Origin of the sequence: Streptomyces sp. NPDC057137, assembly GCF_042670825.1 — a bacterium.
Taxonomy (GTDB): domain Bacteria; phylum Actinomycetota; class Actinomycetes; order Streptomycetales; family Streptomycetaceae; genus Streptomyces.
On the sequence record NZ_JBHUUW010000037.1, the window covers coordinates 43,185 to 62,443 of the forward strand.

The 19,259-nt window shown below is 71.8% G+C and carries 16 protein-coding genes; 9 read left to right on the forward strand and 7 right to left on the reverse strand.

The window, feature by feature from the left end; genetic code table 11:
- Positions 1-23 precede the first annotated feature (23 nt).
- Positions 24-827, forward strand: a complete 804-nt coding sequence (locus tag ACFT9I_RS25770) for an SDR family NAD(P)-dependent oxidoreductase (protein ID WP_382567904.1) — start codon at positions 24-26, stop codon at positions 825-827.
- 131 nt (positions 828-958) lie between these two features.
- Positions 959-1,801, forward strand: a complete 843-nt coding sequence (locus ACFT9I_RS25775) for a helix-turn-helix transcriptional regulator (protein ID WP_382567906.1) — start codon at positions 959-961, stop codon at positions 1,799-1,801.
- 32 nt (positions 1,802-1,833) lie between these two features.
- On the opposite strand, the gene ACFT9I_RS25780 is transcribed toward ACFT9I_RS25775, so the two are convergent.
- The 4 genes from ACFT9I_RS25780 to ACFT9I_RS25795 form a co-directional block, all read right to left on the reverse strand.
- Complete coding sequence (locus tag ACFT9I_RS25780) at positions 1,834-3,072, reverse strand: alpha/beta hydrolase family protein (protein ID WP_382567907.1); 1,239 nt, start codon at positions 3,070-3,072, stop codon at positions 1,834-1,836.
- 112 nt (positions 3,073-3,184) lie between these two features.
- Positions 3,185-3,853, reverse strand: a complete 669-nt coding sequence (locus ACFT9I_RS25785; RefSeq protein WP_382567909.1) for a response regulator — start codon at positions 3,851-3,853, stop codon at positions 3,185-3,187.
- A 19-nt stretch (positions 3,854-3,872) separates the two neighbouring features.
- Entirely contained in the window at positions 3,873-5,303 is a 1,431-nt protein-coding gene (locus ACFT9I_RS25790) for a sensor histidine kinase (protein WP_382567911.1), read from the reverse strand.
- Between the two features lie 51 nt (positions 5,304-5,354).
- Positions 5,355-6,095 carry a GntR family transcriptional regulator gene (locus ACFT9I_RS25795; RefSeq protein WP_382567971.1) on the reverse strand — a complete coding sequence of 247 codons (741 nt, stop codon included), beginning with the start codon at positions 6,093-6,095 and terminating at the stop codon, positions 5,355-5,357.
- 409 nt (positions 6,096-6,504) lie between these two features.
- On the opposite strand from ACFT9I_RS25795, the gene ACFT9I_RS25800 reads away from it, so the two are divergent.
- From ACFT9I_RS25800 to ACFT9I_RS25830, 7 genes are all read left to right on the forward strand, one after another.
- A complete protein-coding gene (locus ACFT9I_RS25800; RefSeq protein WP_382567913.1) occupies positions 6,505-7,674 on the forward strand; it encodes an ABC transporter substrate-binding protein in 1,170 nt (389 codons plus the stop codon).
- Positions 7,674-8,579, forward strand: coding sequence for an ABC transporter permease (locus tag ACFT9I_RS25805; RefSeq protein WP_382567914.1), 906 nt, complete (start codon positions 7,674-7,676; stop codon positions 8,577-8,579). Before ACFT9I_RS25800 ends, ACFT9I_RS25805 begins: the two co-directional genes overlap by 1 nt.
- Positions 8,567-9,463, forward strand: coding sequence for an ABC transporter permease (locus ACFT9I_RS25810; RefSeq protein ID WP_382567915.1), 897 nt, complete (start codon positions 8,567-8,569; stop codon positions 9,461-9,463). Before ACFT9I_RS25805 ends, ACFT9I_RS25810 begins: the two co-directional genes overlap by 13 nt.
- 5 nt (positions 9,464-9,468) lie before the next feature.
- Positions 9,469-10,584: an ABC transporter ATP-binding protein gene (locus tag ACFT9I_RS25815; protein WP_382567917.1), complete on the forward strand. Its 1,116-nt coding sequence runs from the start codon at positions 9,469-9,471 to the stop codon at positions 10,582-10,584.
- On the forward strand, positions 10,581-11,321 hold the full coding sequence (locus ACFT9I_RS25820) for an HAD family hydrolase (protein ID WP_382567920.1): 741 nt from the start codon (positions 10,581-10,583) through the stop codon (positions 11,319-11,321). The genes ACFT9I_RS25815 and ACFT9I_RS25820 overlap by 4 nt, the downstream gene beginning before the upstream one ends.
- Before the next feature lie 297 nt (positions 11,322-11,618).
- Positions 11,619-14,366 (forward strand): pyruvate, phosphate dikinase, encoded by a 2,748-nt coding sequence (gene ppdK / locus ACFT9I_RS25825; RefSeq protein WP_382567922.1) that lies wholly within the window; start codon positions 11,619-11,621, stop codon positions 14,364-14,366.
- A gap of 379 nt (positions 14,367-14,745) precedes the next feature.
- On the forward strand, positions 14,746-15,786 hold the full coding sequence (locus ACFT9I_RS25830) for an ArsR/SmtB family transcription factor (RefSeq protein WP_382567924.1): 1,041 nt from the start codon (positions 14,746-14,748) through the stop codon (positions 15,784-15,786).
- Here ACFT9I_RS25830 and ACFT9I_RS25835 read toward each other — a convergent pair.
- The 3 genes from ACFT9I_RS25835 to ACFT9I_RS25845 all read right to left on the reverse strand — a co-directional run bounded on the left by ACFT9I_RS25835 (position 15,756) and on the right by ACFT9I_RS25845 (position 19,234).
- Entirely contained in the window at positions 15,756-16,916 is a 1,161-nt protein-coding gene (locus ACFT9I_RS25835; RefSeq protein ID WP_382567926.1) for an alkaline phosphatase PhoX, read from the reverse strand. The two genes, ACFT9I_RS25830 and ACFT9I_RS25835, sit on opposite strands and share 31 nt — an antisense overlap.
- Positions 16,917-17,033: 117 nt before the next feature.
- The gene (locus ACFT9I_RS25840; RefSeq protein ID WP_382567928.1) at positions 17,034-17,795 is read right to left on the reverse strand and encodes an SDR family NAD(P)-dependent oxidoreductase; all 762 of its coding nucleotides are present in this window, start codon (positions 17,793-17,795) and stop codon (positions 17,034-17,036) included.
- A gap of 53 nt (positions 17,796-17,848) precedes the next feature.
- Entirely contained in the window at positions 17,849-19,234 is a 1,386-nt protein-coding gene (locus ACFT9I_RS25845; RefSeq protein ID WP_382567930.1) for an MFS transporter, read from the reverse strand.
- Positions 19,235-19,259 lie beyond the last annotated feature (25 nt).

Consider the following 19,259-nt stretch of genomic DNA (forward strand, 5'->3'; position numbering starts at 1 on the left):
CGGCCCGGACGACAGTTGGTCACATGACCACGAACGAGAACGACAACGGCAACGGCAGCACGACCGACAACCGGCGGACCGTCGCTCTGATCACCGGTGGAAACCGGGGACTCGGCCGGGCCACCGCGCTCGCGCTCGCCGAGGCCGGCACCGACGTGATCCTCACCTACCGGTCCGGCAAGGACGAGGCCGCCTCGGTCGTCGACGCCGTCTCGGCGCTGGGCCGTACCGCCGTCGCCGTCGAACTGGACACGACACGGTTCGACACCTTCCCCGCCTTCGCCGGCTCCGTACGGGAGGCCCTGCGTACGACCTGGGACCGCGACAGCTTCGACTTCCTGGTGAACAACGCCGGCGCGGCGGCACTCACCCCGGCCGGCGAGACACAGGCCGAAGCCTTCGACCTGATGGTCGACGTGCACTTCAAGGGCGTCTTCTTCCTCACCCAGACACTGCTGCCGCTGATCGCGGACGGCGGACGCGTCGTGAACCTCTCCACCGGACTGACCCGGTTCGTGGGCGAGGGCATGTCCGTGTACGCGGCGGCGAAGGGCGCCGTCGAGATCTGGACGAAGTACCTGGCCCAGGAGTTGGGCCCGCGCGGCATCAGCGTCAACGCGGTCGCTCCCGGCCCGATCGCGAACGACTTCGGTGGCGGCATGGTGCGGGACAACAACGAAGTGCGCGCCGCCCTCGCCGGTCAGACGGCCCTCGGGCGCGTCGGCGAGTCCGAGGACATCGGCGGGGTGATCGCCTCGCTGCTGTCGCCGGGCACCGGCTGGATCACGGCGCAGCGGATCGAGGCGTCGGGTGGTTCGCGGCTCTGAGCGGCCGCGCGTGCGTCGTCCGGCGCACGCGCCTCCGCCCTCTGCCAGCATGGGGGCGGCCGACACCGGCCGCCCCCACTCCCGCTCTCATTCCCGCTCCCATCCCGACCTCGACCGATACGGAGGCCCCCGTGGACCGGCCACAACTCGCGGACTTCCTGCGCACCCGCCGCGAAGCGCTGCAACCCGAGGACGTCGGCCTGCCGCGCGGCCCCCGCCGCCGTACCCGTGGGCTGCGCCGCGAGGAGGTCGCCGCGCTGAGCGGCATGTCCACCGACTACTACAGCCGGCTGGAACAGCAGCGCGGCCCGCAGCCCTCCGAGCCGATGCTCGCCGCCATCGCGCGCGGCCTGCATCTGTCCCTGGACGAACGCGACCATCTGTTCCGTACGGCGGGGCACAACACCCCCAGCCGGGGCCTGCGCGGCGACCACGTCAACCCCGGCATCATGCGGATCCTGGACCGCCTGGGCGACACCCCCGCCGAGGTCGTCACCGCCCTCGGCGAGACGCTGGTGCAGACCCGTCTCGCCGTCGCGCTGCTGGGCAAGGAGACCGACTTCAGCGGCCTGGAGCGCAGCCAGGTCTACCGGTGGTTCACCGACCTCCGCACCCGGCGGATCTACCCGGAGCCGGACCACGCGCTGCAGGGCCGGTTCCTCACCGCCGGTCTGCGCGACGCGTACTCCCGCCAGGGTGCCGACTCCCGCGCCGGTGAGATCGTCGGGGCACTGCTGGAGCGCAGCGAGGAGTTCGCCGAGGTGTGGAACCAGCACGAGATCGGTGTACGACGCCAGGACGACACCAAGCGCATCCAGCACCCCGAACTCGGCACACTCGAACTGCACTGCCAAGTCCTCTTCGACGCGGACCAGTCGCAGGCCCTGCTCGTCTTCACCGCGACGCCCGGCACCGAGAGCCACCAGAAACTCCAGCTCCTGCCGGTGCTGGGCGACCGGCAGCCGTACGTCTGAGGTGCCGTACGGCCACGGCTGCAGGCGCCGACTCAGGGGTTCTGGAAGGTGACCTCCGGGTGAGCCGGGGACGGCCCGTCCAGCAGCGGCTGGTGGACGCCCCGTAGCTCCTGGTCGAAGAAGGCCCCCACGTACGCCGTGGTGATCGCACCCGACCGGTCGCCGGGCAGTGGCGCCGACGGGTCGGTCATGCCGAGCCGGCCCGCGAGGACCGGCAGATCGATGAAGGTGAAGTGCCCGGAGCCGCGCACCGTGAGCCAGCGCTTCCAGCCGTCGAGGTGCTGCCAGGTGCTGGGCCAGGTGGTGTCCGTGCCGGAGGGCGCGTGGCTGCCGGGGGCGCCGAGCATCAGGAAGGGGCGGCCGCCGAGGCCGGCGGCGGGGACCGGCCGGAAGAACGTGCCGTCCATGTTCAGGCCCGCGCGGATCCGGGGGTCGACGGTCATGGCGTGGGCCGAGGCGTTGCCGCCGAGCGAGTGGCCCGCCGCTCCGACGCGCTTCGGGTCGATCATCGCCGCGTGCTTCCAGAGGGCCCCGGGCTTTCCGGCCGCCGGACGACGGGTCAGTTCGTCGAGGACGAAGGAGATGTCGGCCGCGCGGTCGACGGCGGCCCTGGCCAGCCGGTCACGTGAAGCCTCGTCGCTCGGTGCGGCGTTGAGGACGTCGCACGCCGCGCAGGTGAGGGTGCGCCCGCCGGGGAAGCTGGTGCCGAACGATTCGTACGCGTGGTCCAGCAGGGCCACCACGTAGCCGCGCGAGGCGAGTTCCTCCGAGAGGGTGGTGAGGACTCCCCGCGTCAGGCTGAAGCCGGGGGAGAGCACCACCAGCGGGTGTTTGCCGCCGACGGGACGCGCGCCGACGCGCGCGTTCGTCAGCGTGCCGGTGACCTGCTCGACGGTGACGACCCCGTCGAGCTGCCGGCTCTCCAGAAGCAGCCGGGCCTCGTCGGCTGTCAGGTAGGGGGCACGGGTGCCGGAGCCGTCCGCGCGGGCGGGGTAGTACATCGACACCATCAGCTCGCGCGCCCCGGCCGTGGGTACCCACGGGTCACGGCGGCTCCGGTCGACGAGGTGACGGACATCCCGGCCGACCGCGAACGGGCCGGTGGGGCGGGGGATGTGGAGCACGGAGGGAGTGGGCGTGGGCGCGGACACGGGCTCGGCCGTCGTCGTGGTCGACGGCTGGGCGTAGGCGCCGGGCGACGCGGCGGCGGCCGACAGCGGCAGTGCGAGAGCGACGACAACAGCGGCTGTCCTGAGGCGAGTTCGGTTCATGAGGGGGAGCCTAGGAACGGGGCACGGCTCGCCGTACTGACGAAAGTCAACCCTCGTCCCTGTCTTCCGGCGTCAACTCCCCTTGCGGCCAAGTCTGTTGCGGCGGCGTCGGTTACGAGGGCGGCACAAGCCCCGCCTCGTGTGCCACGATCGCGGCCGCCGCCCGGTTGTCCACTCCCAAACGGGCGAGGATCGAGCTCACGTGCGCCTTCACCGTCCCCTCCACCACATGCAGGCGGCGGGCGATCTGCCCGTTGGAGAGCCCGCCGCCCAGGCAGATCAGTACGTCGCGTTCCCGGCCGGTGAGTGCGTCGGTCCTGGCGCGGGCGGCGGCGCGGCGACCCGCCATGGCGCCCGCGCCGGTCGCCGCGAGATGCGCGACGACGCGGGCGGCGACCTTGGGTGACAGATAGGCGGCGCCTTCGGCCACCGCGCGGACTCCGGCGATCAGTTCCTCCGGTTCTCCCGACTTGATCAGAAAGCCGGCCGCGCCGCCGCCGAGCGCCTGGAGGATGTAGTCGTCCTCGCCGAACGTCGTCAGCATGATGACGTTCGTGTCCGGCACGGTGGCGCGGATCTCCGCCGCGGCCTCGATGCCGCCCAGGCCGGGCATACGGATGTCGAGGACGGCCACGTCCGGACGGTGACGCCGGGTCAGCTCCACGGCGTCGTGTCCGTCGCCGGCCTCGGCGACGACGTCCATGTCCGGGGACGTGGACAGCACGGCACGCACTCCGGCGCGGATCATCGGTTCGTCGTCGGCGATCAGTACCCGGATCATCGCGGGCCCGTCCGGTCGCTCATGGGGTGAGGGCGTCCAACGACACCAGGGTGTCCCGCCGGTAGCAGAGCCGGTAGACGTCGCCGGAGCGATCGTCGAAACGGTCGGCCGTCATCGCGTAGTACTCGCACGTCGTTCCTCGCTCTCCCGGTTCCGCGCCGGGCGGCCGTCGGTTCGTCTCGCGGTCGGGCAACAGCGGTTCCACCGCGGACCTTTCGAGCCCCACCCGCAGACGGGCGTAGTCGCCGGGTTCGAGCACCGACCGTGCCGCCGACAGCATCTCCCATCTGGCGAGCGCCCCGCTCAGCAGCGCCGCCGTGACCAGGGGCAGCATGACCGCCGCGATCAGGGTTCTGGTGACGCGGCGGCGCGCGTGGCGGTGTTCGTGGGGCAGTTCGCCGGTCGACCGGTGCGGGTCGGACGGTGGTGGGCGCCGGACCGGCGGGGTGTGCGGAATGCGGGCCCGGACGGTGAAGCCTCCGTCGCGAGGGCCGTACTCGAAGGTGCCGCCGGTCAGCCGGACCCGTTCGTCCAGGCCGATGAGACCGCGTCCCGCCTCGGCCGTCACTGTCCCCTTCCGGGACGGCGGCAACGACGCCGACGATCGCCTGGGACCGTTCTCCACCGCGACGGTCGTCTCCCCGGGCACATGCCTCACCCGCACCGTCGCCGTCGCGTCCGGCGCGTGCTTGGCGACGTTCGTCAACGCCTCCTGTACGACGCGGTGGGCGGCCCGCCCGACCATCGGCGGCAGATCCGTCGGCTCACCGTCCACGCACAACTCGACCGCCAGCCCCGACGCGGACGCTTCCTCGGCCAGCCGGGCGATACCCGTCCCCTGTCCCTCCGGAGCCCCGTCGGCCTCCTCGCGCAGGACGCCGATCACCTCGCCCAGCCGCTCCACGGCCGCCGCCGCCCTGGTTCTGATGTCCCCGGCGACCGCCCGGTGTTGTTCCTCAAGGCCGGGGGCGAGCTTCAACGCGCCGGCCGACAGCGCGATCAGGCTGAGGTCGTGGCCGAGCACGTCGTGCATGTCCTGGGCGATCCGGGCCCGCTCGCGCGACCTGGCCTGCTCGGCGACCAACCGCTGTTCGCGTGCCAGCTGTTCGGCCCGCTCCCAGCCGGCCTGCGTGAGGTCCTGCCACTGGCGCCAGAACCGCCCCGCGAACCACGGCAGCATCCCCCCGAAGGTCACCACCGCGACGAACGTGCCCCCGAACGCGTACCAGGCGGGAACGGTGGTCACCGCCACCACCCCGGCCGCGAGCACCGCGACCAGCAGGAGTGCGGTCGGACCCGTCCTGCCGGGCCGGCGCCCCGCCAGGAACGCGGCGAGCACCGTCGGCACGGTCCACCACAGGCTCACCGCGCTCAGGCCGGCGCCCACCGCGGCCGCCGCCGTCGGAAGACTCCCGGAGGAGAGGGCCCTGCGGGCCGTCGCGCTGTTCACCCGTACGACCGTACGGAGCGCGAGGACGTTCCGACACTGCCGAAAGTCCAATCAACGGCCGGCGGCGCCCGGCACCGCGTGGCGCTCCAGCGGCGCCGCCGCGGCCGAGTTGGAGACGCTGAAGGCGACGGTGCCCGCGCGGTAGCGGTCGTCGGTCCACTCGATGGGGCGGCCCGCCGCCGTGTACGTGAGATACCGCTGGCGCAGCAGCGGGCTGCCCCGGCGGACCCGCAGCAGCCTGGCGTCCTCGCTGCCCGCCGCGAGCGCGTCGATCAGATGCTCGCCGTAGTGGGCGACTATGCCCGCGTCCGCCGCGATGCTGTCCATGATCGACACGCAGTCGTCGGGCAGCGCCCGGACGGCCGGGGCCACCCAGTCCGTGTAGGCGGTGCGCTCGACCAGGACCGGCTCGCCGTCGAGGTGGCGCAGCCGCAGCACGTCGAGGACCTCGCTGCCGGGGGTGATGCCGAGGCGGGCCGTCTCCTCGGCGGTGGCCGGGCGGGTCGTACGCGTCAGGATGCGGCTGGCGACCTCGCTGCCCATCGCCCGCGCCCACTGCGCGAAGCTGTTGAGCTGCTGGAAGCTGTGGCGCCGCTCCTGGCGCAGGACGACCCGGCGGGCCCCCTGGCGGGAGCCGATCAGGCCCTCGGAGGCGAGCAGCCCCACCGCCTGGCGGACCGTGCCGCGCGAGGCGGACCACTGGGCCGCGAGATCGCTCTCGGACGGCAGGCGCGCGCCGATCGGGTACTCGCCGTCGAGGATCGACCGGCGCAGCGCCTCCGCGATCTCCAGATAACGCGATCCCGTCGGTCCGGTCGATCCCGTCGGTCCCGTCGGTCCGGTCGATCCAGCCGGACCCGGTGAATCCGCTGAACTCGCTGAACTCGGTGAATCCGCCACGCCGTCGCTCTCCCCACGCCGATCGCTCGTGCCGGTCGGTCAGCCGGCCCGGCTGTGCACACGTACGCCGGTACGCGGACGCCTCCCCGGCACCGTACCCGCTCCCACGCACCCACCCCCCACCCTCCCGAATTCCTGTGCCGATCAGGTGCTTTGTGGGCGTTTTTGTCTTCCGCGGCCTGTGCCGCGACGGCCATCGGCCGTTCACCCCCCGGCCATCCGCACCGGGCGAACTGATCCCAGCTTGTCTGAACAAGTTGAGCCATCGGCTCGAACCCTCATCGCCTCCGGGAGACTCCGCGTGACCCGTATCCGCGTACGTGCCAACGGCCGGCTCATCGCCGCCCTGGCGCTCAGTACCGCCGCACTCACCACGCTCACCGCCTGCGGTGCGAAGTCCGAAACGTCCGCCGACGCCGACACCGCCGGCGGTGTGAAGGCCGGCGCCGCCGCGTCCGTCGCGGACTTCGGCGGCCTGGACGCCCTCGTCGCCGCGGCCGAGAAGGAGGGCACGCTCAACGCGATAGCCCTGCCGCCGGACTGGGCGAACTACGGCGAGATCATCAAGTCGTTCGAGGCGAAGTACAAGGTCGAGGTGAAGGTCGAGACGCCGGACGCCGCCAGCGCCGACGAGATCAACGCCATCAAGTCCCGCAAGGGCCAGGACCGCGCCCCCGACGTCGTCGACCTCGGCATCCCCTTCGACCGCAGCGGCGCCGCCGAAGGTCTCTTCACCCCCTACAAGGTGACGTCCTTCGACAAGATCCCCACGGCCCAGAAGGACCCGAACGGCCTCTGGTACAACGACTACGGCGGCTACATCTCCATCGGCTGCGATGCCGAGCGGATCAAGACCTGCCCCACCACCTTCGCGGATCTCCTCAAGCCCGAGTACAAGGGCAAGGTCGCGCTCAACGGCAACCCGAACAAGTCCGGTTCGGCCTTCGGCGGCGTGTACGCGGCGTCCCTCGCCAACAAGGGGAGCTTCACCGACATCCAGCCCGGCATCGACTTCTTCGGCAAGCTGAAGAAGAGCGGCAACTTCATCCCCGTCGAGTCCACCCCGGCGACGGTCCAGAAGGGCGAGACGCCCATCTCGATCGACTGGGACTATCTGAACGCCGGCTACGCCGACCAGTTCAAGGGCAAGGGCGTCGACTGGCAGGTCGCCGTACCGACCGACGGCGTGTACGCCCAGTACTACTCGCAGGCGATCAACAAGGACGCGCCGCACCCGGCCGCCGCCCGCCTGTGGATGGAGTACCTGTACAGCACGGAGGGCCAGAACCTCTTCCTGAAGGGGTACGCCAGGCCCGTACTGCTGCCCTCGATGACCGAGGACGGCTCCGTCGACAAGGCCTTCGTCACCAAGCTGCCCAAGGTCGACGGCGACCCGACGTTCCCCGAGGCCGCCGATCTCGACAGCGTCAAGGCCGTGCTCGCCGAGAACTGGGACAAGGCCGTCTCCTGATGGCCGTCGCCGCCTCCCCGCCCGCTCCGGGCACCGCCGACGGCGCCCGCCGTCGGCGGCGGGCGCCCCGGCCGCGCGCCTGGCTCGGGGCACTGCCGCTGCTCGTCTTCGCCGGTGTCTGCCTCGGACTGCCCGTCGCCGCCGTCGTGTACGGGGCCTTCACCACCAAGGACCCGGTCACCGGAGCCACTTCGGCCACCGGCGCGAACGTCACCACCTCGCTCCAGGGGCCGTACCTCACCTCCCTCACCGGGAGCGTCGAACTGTCCGCGCTGACCGCCCTGATCGGCACCGTCCTCGGCATGCTCATCGCCCAGGCCGTCGTCACCTCACGGCGGCGCGCGCTGCGCGAGTCCGTCCTCACCGCGTCCGGTGTCCTCGCCAACTTCGGCGGCGTGCCCCTCGCGTTCGCCTTCGTCGCGACCCTCGGTATCTCCGGTGTCGTCACGCAGCTCGCGCACCTCGACGCGGCGGGCTGGAATCTGTACTCCTTCACCGGACTCACCGTGATCTACCTCTACTTCCTGGTGCCGCTGATGGTGCTGGTCAGCGTCCCCGCGCTGGACGGCCTGCGCCCGCAGTGGCGCGAGGCCGCGCAGAACGCCGGGGCCACGGACGCGCAGTTCTGGCGCCATGTCGGGCTGCCGGTTCTCGCCCCCACCCTGCTCGGCGGATTCGTGCTGCTCTTCGGCAGCGCCTTCGCCGCGTACGCGACGGCCGCCGCGCTCGTCGGCGGGTCCGTGCCGCTGGTCACGCTGAAGATCGCCGCCGCGCTGTCCGGCAACGTGCAGGTCGGCCAGGAGAACGTGGCGCTCGCGCTGAGCCTCGACATGATCGTGATCGCCGGTGTGGTGATGGCGCTCTACCTGCCCCTCCAGCGACGGAGCACCCGATGGCTGCACTGACCCCGACGGCGCCTTCAAAGGAAGCAGCGCCCGTCGCGTCCTTCGTACGGAGGAGGAACCGCCCGCGCGTCTGGCGCGGCGCCGTACTGGCCCTGGCCGGGATCTACTTCGTCGTCCCCCTGCTCGCCTCGTTCGTCTTCACCGTGCACACGCCGGGACAGGGCGTCTCCTTCGAGGCGTACACCGGCATCCTGTCGGCCGACGGCTTCGCGGACAGCCTGCTGCTGTCGCTCGGACTCGCCGCCTGCACCATCGCGCTGTCCCTGCTGCTGGCCGTGCCCGCGCTCGTCGCCGTACGGCTCGGGGCGCCGCGGCTGCGCCCCGTCGTGGAGATCGTCTGCATGCTGCCGCTGGTGGTGCCGCCGATCGCACTGGTCAGCGGGATCACCACCGTGCTGCGCTGGGGACCGGAGCACCTGTCCACGACACCGCTGTACCAGACGTTCATCGTCGTGCAGAACGAGTCGTTCCCGCTGGTGCTGGTGATCGCGTACACCGTGCTCGCGCTGCCGTTCGTGTACCGGTCGCTGGACGCGGGGCTGCGCGCCGTCGATGTCCCCACGCTCGTCGAGGCCGCGCGCAACTGCGGGGCGAGCATGCCGTACGTGATCCTCCGCGTCGTCCTGCCCAATCTGCGCTCGTCGCTCGCGGGGGCCTCGTTCCTCACGCTGGCGCTGGTCCTCGGCGAGTACACGATCGCCGCGCTGCTCGGCTATCAGCCGTTCGCGGTGTGGATCGTCACCATCTCCGGCTCCCAGGCCCAGACGTCGGTCGCGGTGTCGCTGCTCAGCCTGCTGATCGCATGGGCGCTGCTGATGGCCCTGTCCCGCGCGGGAGCGCGCGCGGGCGCCGACGCCCCAACTCCCCTCTCCGGCAAGGAGTAGCCACCATGTCAGCCACCACCACGCTGCCCGGCGGCGCGGCCGCCGCAGCGCCGAACGCCCCCGGCGCGCTCGTCGAATTCCGCGGTCTGCGAAGGGAGTTCGGCCCCACCGTCGCGCTCGACGGTCTCGATCTGACCGCCCGCCCCGGCGAACTCCTCGCCCTGCTCGGCCCGTCGGGCTGCGGCAAGACCACCGCGCTGCGCGTCCTCGCCGGCTTCGAGCACCCCGACGCCGGCGACGTGCTCGTGGACGGCGAAGACATCACCCGGGTCCCGGCCAACCGCCGTGACGCGGGCATGGTGTTCCAGTCGTACAGCCTCTTCCCGCATCTGAGCGCCCGCGACAACGTGGCGTTCGGGCTGCGCGTACGGAAGGTGTCCGCCGCCGAGCGGCGCACCCGCGCCGCCGAACTCCTCGACCTCGTCGGCCTTCCCGAGCACGGTGACCGCTTCCCGCACCAGCTGTCCGGCGGCCAGCAGCAGCGGGTCGCGCTGGCCCGCGCGCTCGCGCTGCGCCCCCGTGTCCTGCTGCTCGACGAGCCGCTGTCGGCGCTCGACGCGAAGGTCCGGCTGTCCCTGCGCGAGGAGATCCGGCGGCTCCAGCTCTCGCTCGGCATCACCACGATCTTCGTCACGCACGACCAGGAGGAAGCGCTGTCGATGGCCGACCGCGTCGCCGTTCTCAACGCGGGCCGGCTTGAGCAGTGCGCGCCGCCCGCCGAGCTGTACGAGCGGCCCGCGACCGCCTTCGTCGCCGAGTTCGTCGGCACGATGAACCGGCTGCCGGGACGGCTCACCGACGGCGGCCGGGTGGCGGTCGCCGGAGTCACGCTGCCGGTGGACGGCGAGATCCCGGCGGGCCGCGACCTCGAAGTGGACGTGCTGATCCGGCCCGAGAACGTCACGGCGACCGCCGATGAACGGGGGACGGCCACGGTCGTCTCCGCGTCGTTCTTCGGGTCCGTGACCCGTGTGCTGCTCGATCTGCCCGGCGGCGGCTCCGTGAAGGCCGACGTGCCGTCACGGGACGCGGGGGCACTGGCACCGGGTGTCCGGGCCACGGTCCGGCCCGCCGACCGCCCCGTGCTGGTCGTCGCCCCGGCGGCCGGGACGGGCGCGTGAGCGCCCCGGGTGGCAGGCCCGCCGCCGTGCTCTTCGACATGGACGGCACCCTCGTGGACACCGAGACGCTGTGGTGGGAGTCGGCCGCCGAGGTCGCCGCCGGCCTCGGCCACCACCTCTCGGACGCCGACGCGCGCGAGGTCGTGGGCCGCGCCGTCGCCGACACGGCCGCCCATCTCGTACGGGTGACGGGCACGCCCTCCCTGGACGGGCCTGTCCCGGACGGTCCCTCCCCGGACGCGGTCGCCGCCGACCTCGCCGCCGCCTTCCTCCGGCGCGTCGACGCGGGCGCGCCGCCGCGCCCCGGAGCCCGTCGGCTGCTGGCCGCACTCGAAGCCGCCGGGGTGCCGTTCGCGCTGGTCAGCGCCTCACCGCGGACCGTGGTCGACTCGGTCGTCGCCGGCTCCCTGGCCGATGTCGCCTTCGCCTTCACGCTGTCGGCCGACGACACCGTACGGACCAAGCCGCACCCGGATCCCTACCGGGCGGCGGCCGAGCGCTTCGGCGTCGAGGCCAGGGCGTGCGTGGCCGTGGAGGACTCCCCGGACGGTACGGCCTCCGCCGAGGCCGCCGGGTGCCCCGTCCTCGTCGTCCCCTCGCTCCTGCCGGTGGCACCGGGGGAGGGCCGGTACTTCGCGGGCAGCCTGGAGGACGTGGATCTGGCGGTGCTGGAGACGGTTCTGGAGGGCGTGATTCTCGCCACGTCTGATAGATCCTTCGCTCAGACGAGCGGTTGACGACCGACTGCACTTCCGGAAGGGGTGGCACTGGGTGCCACCCCTTCCGTGTTCGAGAGGTGAACTCAGAAGTCGCGATACCGGCTCAGATGAGCGGGTTATGTCATGCAAAGGTCATGCCCGGTTCGAGGCGTGAAGGGGAGCGGGGTGGGTGACCCCCCGGCATACGCATTCGATCCAGTGGCGGACGGGTGGTTGCGGCCGTATGACGGACAAGTGGACATGTCCAGGCACCTTCGATCTGGGTATGTTCCTCGCCGTCAGGGCAGCCAGCGCCTCCCGGAGGAGTCGAGATCCGTGTCGGAAAGCAAAGACACCCACGTAGCGGCAGACAACGCCCCACAGGACCAGAAGTTCGTCTACGACTTCACCGAGGGCAACAAGGATCTCAAGGGCCTCCTCGGCGGCAAGGGCGCCAACCTCGCCGAGATGACCAACCTCGGACTGCCCGTCCCTCCGGGCTTCACGATCACCAGCGAGGCCTGCAAGGTCTACCTCGACACCGGCACGGAGCCGGCCGCCCTGCGTGCCGAGGTCAGCGCGCACCTCGACGCCCTCGAAGCGACCATGGGCAAGAAGCTCGGCCAGGCCGACGACCCGCTGCTCGTCTCCGTACGGTCCGGCGCCAAGTTCTCCATGCCCGGGATGATGGACACCGTCCTCAACATCGGGCTGTCGGACAAGTCCGTCGCCGGCCTCGCCAAGCAGTCCGGCGACGAGCGCTTCGCCTGGGACTCGTACCGCAGGCTCATCCAGATGTTCGGCAAGACGGTCCTCGGCGTGGACGGCGACCTCTTCGAGGAGGCGCTGGAGGAGGCCAAGCGGGCGAAGAAGGCCGCCACCGACATCGACCTCGACGCCGGCGACCTGAAGAAGCTGGTCAAGCAGTTCAAGAAGATCGTCGCGCGCGACGCGGGCCGTGACTTCCCGCAGGACCCGCGCGAGCAGATGGACCTCGCCATCCGCTCCGTCTTCGAGTCCTGGAACACCGACCGCGCCAAGCTCTACCGCCGCCAGGAACGCATCCCCGGCGACCTCGGCACCGCCGTCAACATCTGCTCCATGGTCTTCGGCAACCTCGGCCCCGACTCCGGCACCGGCGTCGCCTTCACCCGCGACCCGGCCAGCGGCCACCAGGGCGTGTACGGCGACTACCTCCAGAACGCGCAGGGCGAGGACGTCGTCGCCGGTATCCGCAACACCGTGCCGCTCGCCGACCTGGAGACCATCGACAAGAAGTCGTACGACCGGCTGCTGCAGATCATGGAGATCCTGGAGACGCACTACCGGGACCTCTGCGACATCGAATTCACCATCGAGCGCGGCGAGTTGTGGATGCTCCAGACCCGTGTCGGCAAGCGCACCGCCGGTGCCGCCTTCCGGATCGCGACCCAGCTCGTCGACCAGGGCCTGATCGACGAGGCGGAGGCGCTCCAGCGCGTCAACGGCTCGCAGCTCGCCCAGCTGATGTTCCCGCGCTTCGACGACGGCGGGAAGGGTGCCGAGCTGCTGGGGCGCGGGATCGCCGCGTCGCCCGGCGCCGCCGTCGGCAAGGCCGTCTTCGACTCGTACACCGCCGTCAAGTGGTCGCGCTCCGGCGAGCGGGTCATCCTCATCCGCCGTGAGACCAACCCCGACGACCTGGACGGCATGATCGCCGCCGAGGGCATCCTCACCTCGCGCGGCGGCAAGACCTCGCACGCCGCCGTCGTCGCCCGCGGCATGGGCAAGACCTGTGTCTGCGGCGCCGAGGAGCTGGAGGTCGACACCAAGCGGCGCCGGATGACCGCCGGCAAGACCGTCATCGAGGAGGGCGACATCGTCTCCGTCGACGGCTCGACCGGCAAGGTCTACCTCGGCGAGGTCCCGGTCGTCCCCTCGCCGGTGGTCGAGTACTTCGAGGGCCGCATGCACGCGGGCGCCGACGACGCCGACGAACTGGTCGAGGCCGTGCACCGGATGATGGCGTACGCCGACCGCCGCCGCCGGCTGCGGGTGCGCGCCAACGCGGACAACGCCGAGGACGCGCTGCGGGCCCGCCGCTTCGGCGCGCAGGGCATCGGACTGTGCCGCACCGAGCACATGTTCCTCGGTGAACGCCGCTCCATGGTCGAGAGGTTGATCCTCGCCGACACCGACGACGAGCGCGAGCAGGCGCTGAAGACCCTGCTGCCGCTCCAGAGGAAGGACTTCGTCGAGCTGTTCGAGGCGATGGACGGACTGCCCGTCACCGTACGGCTGCTGGACCCGCCGCTGCACGAATTCCTGCCCGACATCACGGAGTTGTCGGTACGGGTCGCGCTCGCCGAGTCCCGCAAGGACCACAACGAGAACGACCTGCGGCTGCTCCAGGCCGTACACAAGCTGCACGAGCAGAACCCCATGCTCGGACTGCGCGGCGTACGGCTCGGCCTGGTCATCCCCGGACTGTTCGCGATGCAGGTCCGCGCCATCGCCGAGGCCGCGGCCGAGCGGAAGAACGCCAAGGGCGACCCGCGCGCCGAGATCATGATCCCGCTCGTCGGCACCGTCCAGGAGCTGGAGATCGTCCGCGACGAGGCCGAACAGGTCATCGCCGAGGTGCGCGAGGCCACCGGGATCGACCTCAAGCTGTCGCTCGGCACGATGATCGAACTGCCGCGTGCCGCGCTGACGGCCGGTCAGATCGCGGAAGCCGCCGAGTTCTTCTCCTTCGGTACGAACGACCTCACCCAGACCGTGTGGGGCTTCTCCCGCGACGACGTCGAGGCGAGCTTCTTCACCGCGTACCTGGAGAAGGGCATCTTCGGGGTGTCCCCCTTCGAGACGATCGACATGGACGGTGTCGGCGCGCTCGTACGCAGCGCGTGCGAGGCCGGCCGCAAGACGCGGCCCGATCTGAAACTGGGCGTCTGCGGCGAGCACGGCGGCGACCCCGAGTCGGTGCACTTCTTCCACGAGGTGGGCCTGGACTACGTGTCCTGCTCGCCGTTCCGAATCCCTGTGGCGCGCCTGGAGGCCGGGCGCGCGGCGGCGGAGTCGGACGGTACCGGCGACTCACGCTGACACCGCGGCCCGGCTTCCAGGCCGCGGTGAATGTGAAATTGCTTACTCCCGCTCTTCCCGGAACGGATAAGCGCGGGACGCGAACAAATCGGGGCGCGGCCGGTGGATCCCCACCCATCGGCCGCACCCCATTTCCGTCGGGCGCGGAGCCTCAACCCTCACCGACCGCCGCCGAGCGAGCAAAGCCCCCCACGGCCTTCACTACGCCTTTCCGGTGGCTCGGGTTTCGCGCCTGACCTGGTACAGCCTTTCGTTTCGCACCCGGCCCGCGCGAAGCGTTTCAACTGTGGCTGAAACTCCGTGGTGACGGCCTGTGATGGCATGCATACTCATCGCTGAGGTCGATTGCGGATGCACAGAAGTAACAAGTGGGGGATCGGTGCTGCGAATTCATTTCACGGGGAGAGACCTCGGCGGGGTACGGATGGCCGCCGGTCCCGACCCGCTGTGGGAAACGATTCTCAGCTTTCACCGATTGCGCGACCGACGGGGCGCACTCGTCTTCGGGGAATGGCGCACGGAAACGCGCGTGCGGTTGAAAGGTGAAACACGTCTGCTCGGCGCGCTGGTGCCGAAGCGCGGCTATTTCCCGGATTTCCTCAACCCGCCGGAGAGCCGCTTCGGCCTCGCGGAGGGGCTGGAGGCGCTGCGCGCGACACCGGGGGAGCAGGTCCGTACGGAACTGGCCCTGCTCGCCTCCGCGTCGCCCGCGCCGCCCGCCCGGTCCGCCCCGCTCCGCGAGGACGACCCGGCGGAGCTGGGCCGGCTCGCCGGGGCGCTGCGCGCTTACCACCGGGCCGCCGTGGAGCCGTACTGGCCGCACATCAGGGCCCGCGCCGAGGCGGACCGCGTCGTCAGGGGCCGGGCGCTGCTCGACGGCGGTACCGACGAACTGCTCGCCACACTCCCGCCGATGATCCGCTGGCGCGCGCCGGTCCTGGAGGCCGACTATCCCGTCGACCGCGAACTGTGGCTGGACGGGCGGGGGTTGCTGCTCCAGCCGTCGTTCTTCTGCCGCGCGACACCGGTCGTCTACCGCGACCCGGCGCTGCCGCCGGTGCTCGTCTACCCCGTCACGTACGCGGACGCCCCGGTCGCCGTTGGGCACGGCGGCCGGGGCGCGGGAGCGTCACTCGGCCGGCTGGTCGGCCGTACGCGCTCCGCCGTCCTGAGCGCGATAGAGCACGGCACGACCACCAGCGAACTGGCCCGCAGGGCAGGGGTGTCGCTCGCCTCGGCCAGCCAGCACGCGTGCGTCCTGCGCGAGGCGGGCCTCGTGGTGACCCTGCGCCACGGCAACGCCGTCCTGCACTCGCTCACACCGCTGGGCGCCGCCCTGTTGCACGGCGGCGCCCAGGGGCTGTCCAGGCGGGACTTCGCGGCTACGTCCTATGTACGGAACGGCCCCGTCACCTCGTAGGTGATGCCGCCCGACGAACTGCCGCTCGTACCGCGCTGGCTGGAGAAGTACAGCCGCGATCCGTCGGGCGAGAAGGCCGGACCGGTGATCTCGGAGCCCGACTGTCCGCCGACGCGCAGGAACGACGCGACGACGTCATCGGGAGTGATCACGCAGATCTCCAGATTCCCGCCGTCCTCCGCGACGAACAGATCGCCGGACGAGGAGCCGGTGACGTTGTCGACCCCGGTCAGCGGGGCACCGCCGCCGCTGACGAGCGAGTCGTCGTACGTCAACTCGTAGGTGGACGCCGCCGGATCGACCCGCCAGACGCGGTTGTCGCCCTTCGTGGTGAACCACACCGAGCCGTCCGCGTAGTAGCAGCCCTCGCCGCCGTTGAACCGCTTGGCGCCCGAGACCTGGTCACGGGTCTGGGTCGGCGAACCGTCCGGGTCCGGCACCGTCACCCAGGTGAAGGAACCCGAGGTGGCGGTGCCGGCCCGCAGCACCTGGAGGGTGCCCGAGGAGAGATCGCCCCAAGTGGTGGGCGTGAAGCGGTAGAAGCACCCGTTCGTCTCGTCCTCGGTCAGATAGATCACCTGGCGCACCGGGTCGGCCGCCGCGGCCTCGTGCTTGAACAGGCCCATCGCGTCGCGCCGTACGGCCGCCTTCACGCCCCACGGATCGGTCTCGTACACATACCCCCGGGTCACCTCCTCGCAGGAGAGCCAGGTGTTCCACGGGGTACTGCCGCCCGCGCAGTTCTGCCGGGTGTTCGCGAGGATCCGGTACGCGCCGGTTATCGCGCCCGCCGCGGAGAAACGGACCGCGCCCGCGCCGCCGGACGGATTGATCTCCGAGTTGGAGACGTATATCCAGCCACTGCCGTCGGCGTAACAGGCGCCGCCGTCAGGGGCGTTGTGCCAGGTGTACGACGTGCCGGGCACGGTCTGCCCGGACCGCGCGACGACCCTGCTGGTGAATCCGGCGGGCAGCCGGATGTTGTTGCCGTCGGCGGATCCGAGCGCTCCGTACGGTCCCGCGCCGGGCTGCGCGGGGTCGGCGTAGGCCGCGCCGCGCCAGAGAGTGCCGCCGAGTGCGGCGGCGGAGCTTCCGATGATCGCTCCACGCAGAAAATTGCGACGTTCCACTGGGCCGCTCCATGGGGGTGGGGTGGGCTTGCGGTCGCGTGCGCGCAACAGCGTAGGGCGACCGAATGGCCACTGTCTGAACTTCGGGGCGGCCTGGCCGGTCATCGCTGAGAACAGCTACGCCGCCGCGCCCCCGTCCACGACCAGGTCGGCGCCCACCACGGACGCCGCGTCCGGCGAGGCGAGATACAGCACGGCCGCCGCGACCTCCTCCGTGGTGGACACCCGGCCGAGCGGTGACTCCTCCTTCATCCGCGCCGTGCGGTCGGCGGCGGTCTCACCGGACCGCAGGGACATCGTGGTGTCCGACGCGCCGGGGCTGACGGCGTTGATCCGGACGCCGTCCCGGACGTGGTCGAGGGCGGCGGCCCGGGTCAGCGTGGAGACGGCGGCCTTGGAGGTGAGATAGCCGGCCACGTTCGGGATGCGCATGTGCGCGCCGAGGTTGGAGGAGACATTGACGATGGAGCCGCCGCCGTTGGCCCGCATATGGGCGATCTCCGCCTGGAGGCAGTGCAGGACGCCGGTGACGTTGATGTCGAGCAGGGCCTGCCAGTCCTCGACGGGGAGGTCGGCGATGGGCACGCCGCCCCGGAAGATCCCCGCGTTGTTGACGGCGACGTCGAGACCTCCGAAGCGGTCGACGGCAGTCCGCACCAGGGCCTGTACGTCGGCCGCCCGCGAGACGTCGGCGGTGACGACGAGCGAGTCGCCGCCCGCCGCCGCTATCAGGGCGCGCGTCTCCTCCAGCGGCGCGGCTCCCCGGCCGGAGAGGACGACCGAGGCGCCTTCGGCCGCGAACGCCAGGGCGACGGCACGGCCAATGCCGGAACCGGCGCCGGTGACGAGGACGGTCTTGTCGGTGAAGCGAGCGGACACGGTAACTCCCTTGTCGGATAAGGATTTCGAGACGGATTTCGAGACGGACTTCGCTATGGATGGTGAGTACGGGCCGCGAGCGCGGCCGTGGCCGCCGTGGCGCAGGAGAGCGCCACGAACGCGCCCGCCGTCACCGCGAGTGAGACCGCGTCGCCGCCGAGGGCCAGCAGCGCGGCGAAGAGCACCGTCGGCCCCAGTTCCATGGCCGTGTTGAGCACGCCTCCCGCCAGACCGGTCTGCCGCTCGGGGACCCCGCCGGTCGCGAGCACCGCGGCCCCCGCGAAGGACGCGGCGGCGCCCGCCGGCAGCAGGACGAGGCCGGGCAGCAGCCCGTACGCGTACGGCACGGCTCCCGCGCCCAGACCCGTCGCCGCGAGCAGCGCGAGACCCGCCGCGCCCGTCGCCAGCCCCGCCGCCGTGACGAGCGGCGCCCCGTACCGGCCGATCAGCGGCCCGGCGGCCCGCCCCGACACCAGCAGCGCGGCGGCGAACGGCACGAACGCGGCCGACGTCTCCAACTCCGAGTAGCCGCGCCCCTGCTGGAGATGGAGCGACAGCAGGACGAACGTCATGGAGGTGCCCGCCGCCGTCAGCGCGATGGCGGCGAGACCCGTCGCCCGCCGGCGGTCGAGGACGAAGCGCGGCGGCAGCAGCGGGTCCCGGGCGCGGCGCTCGGCGAACAGGAACGCCGCGCAGAGCGCGACTCCGGCCGTCAGCGGTACGAGCACCGCCGGCGAACCCCACGGGTGGGCGTCGGTGAGGACGAGGCCGTAGCTGGCCAGGGTGATCCCGCCGGTGGCGAGGACCGCGCCCGGCAGATCCAGCGAGCGGCCCGCGCCCGGCTCGGTGTCCGGCAGCAGCCGGGGCGCCAGCGCGAGGGCCGCGCCCGCCACCAGCAGCGGTACGGCGAAGCTCCAACGCCAGGACAGCAGCGCCGAGATGACGCCTGAGCCGAGGTTGCCGGCGGTGGCGCCGAGCACCGAGAGCCCGCCCCAGGTCGCCATGGCCCTGCCGTACGCGGCGGGCGAGCCGAACACCGTACGCAGCACGTTCATCGCGGCCGGTGCGACGAGTGCGGCGCCGACGCCCTGGGCGAAGCGGCCGGCGAGCAGCGCCTCGTACCCGGGGGCGAGCGGGGCGGCGGCGGACGCGGCGGCGAAGACCAGCAGACCGGCGGTGAGCGCGCGGCGCCCGCCGTACCGGTCGGCGAACCGGCCGCCGAGGAGCAGCAGTCCGGCGAAGGTGAGTCCGTACGCGGCGCTGAGCAGGATCAGTTGGGACCGGTCGAGGGCGAACTCCCGCCCGATGTCGGGCAGCGGTACGGCGAGCGCGGCGAGCGTGAAGATCAGCGTCGCCTGGACGGTGCCCAGGAGGGCGAACGCGGCGGCCGGCCGGACGGGCGTGCCGACGCCCGGTGTGGTGGTCGTGCTCGCGGTCATACCGCCCCCCTGTTTATCTTGACCG

What these genes read in the sequence shown, in the direction of transcription:
- ACFT9I_RS25810 (WP_382567915.1), top strand. Translation starts at nt 8,567, where the DNA reads ATGGCTGCACTGACCCCGACGGCGCCTTCAAAGGAAGCAGCGCCCGTC.
- ACFT9I_RS25770 (WP_382567904.1), top strand. Translation starts at nt 24, where the DNA reads ATGACCACGAACGAGAACGACAACGGCAACGGCAGCACGACCGACAAC.
- ACFT9I_RS25805 (WP_382567914.1), top strand. Translation starts at nt 7,674, where the DNA reads ATGGCCGTCGCCGCCTCCCCGCCCGCTCCGGGCACCGCCGACGGCGCC.
- ACFT9I_RS25785 (WP_382567909.1), bottom strand. Translation starts at nt 3,853, where the DNA reads ATGATCCGGGTACTGATCGCCGACGACGAACCGATGATCCGCGCCGGA.
- ACFT9I_RS25780 (WP_382567907.1), bottom strand. Translation starts at nt 3,072, where the DNA reads ATGAACCGAACTCGCCTCAGGACAGCCGCTGTTGTCGTCGCTCTCGCA.
- ACFT9I_RS25845 (WP_382567930.1), bottom strand. Translation starts at nt 19,234, where the DNA reads ATGACCGCGAGCACGACCACCACACCGGGCGTCGGCACGCCCGTCCGG.
- ACFT9I_RS25815 (WP_382567917.1), top strand. Translation starts at nt 9,469, where the DNA reads ATGTCAGCCACCACCACGCTGCCCGGCGGCGCGGCCGCCGCAGCGCCG.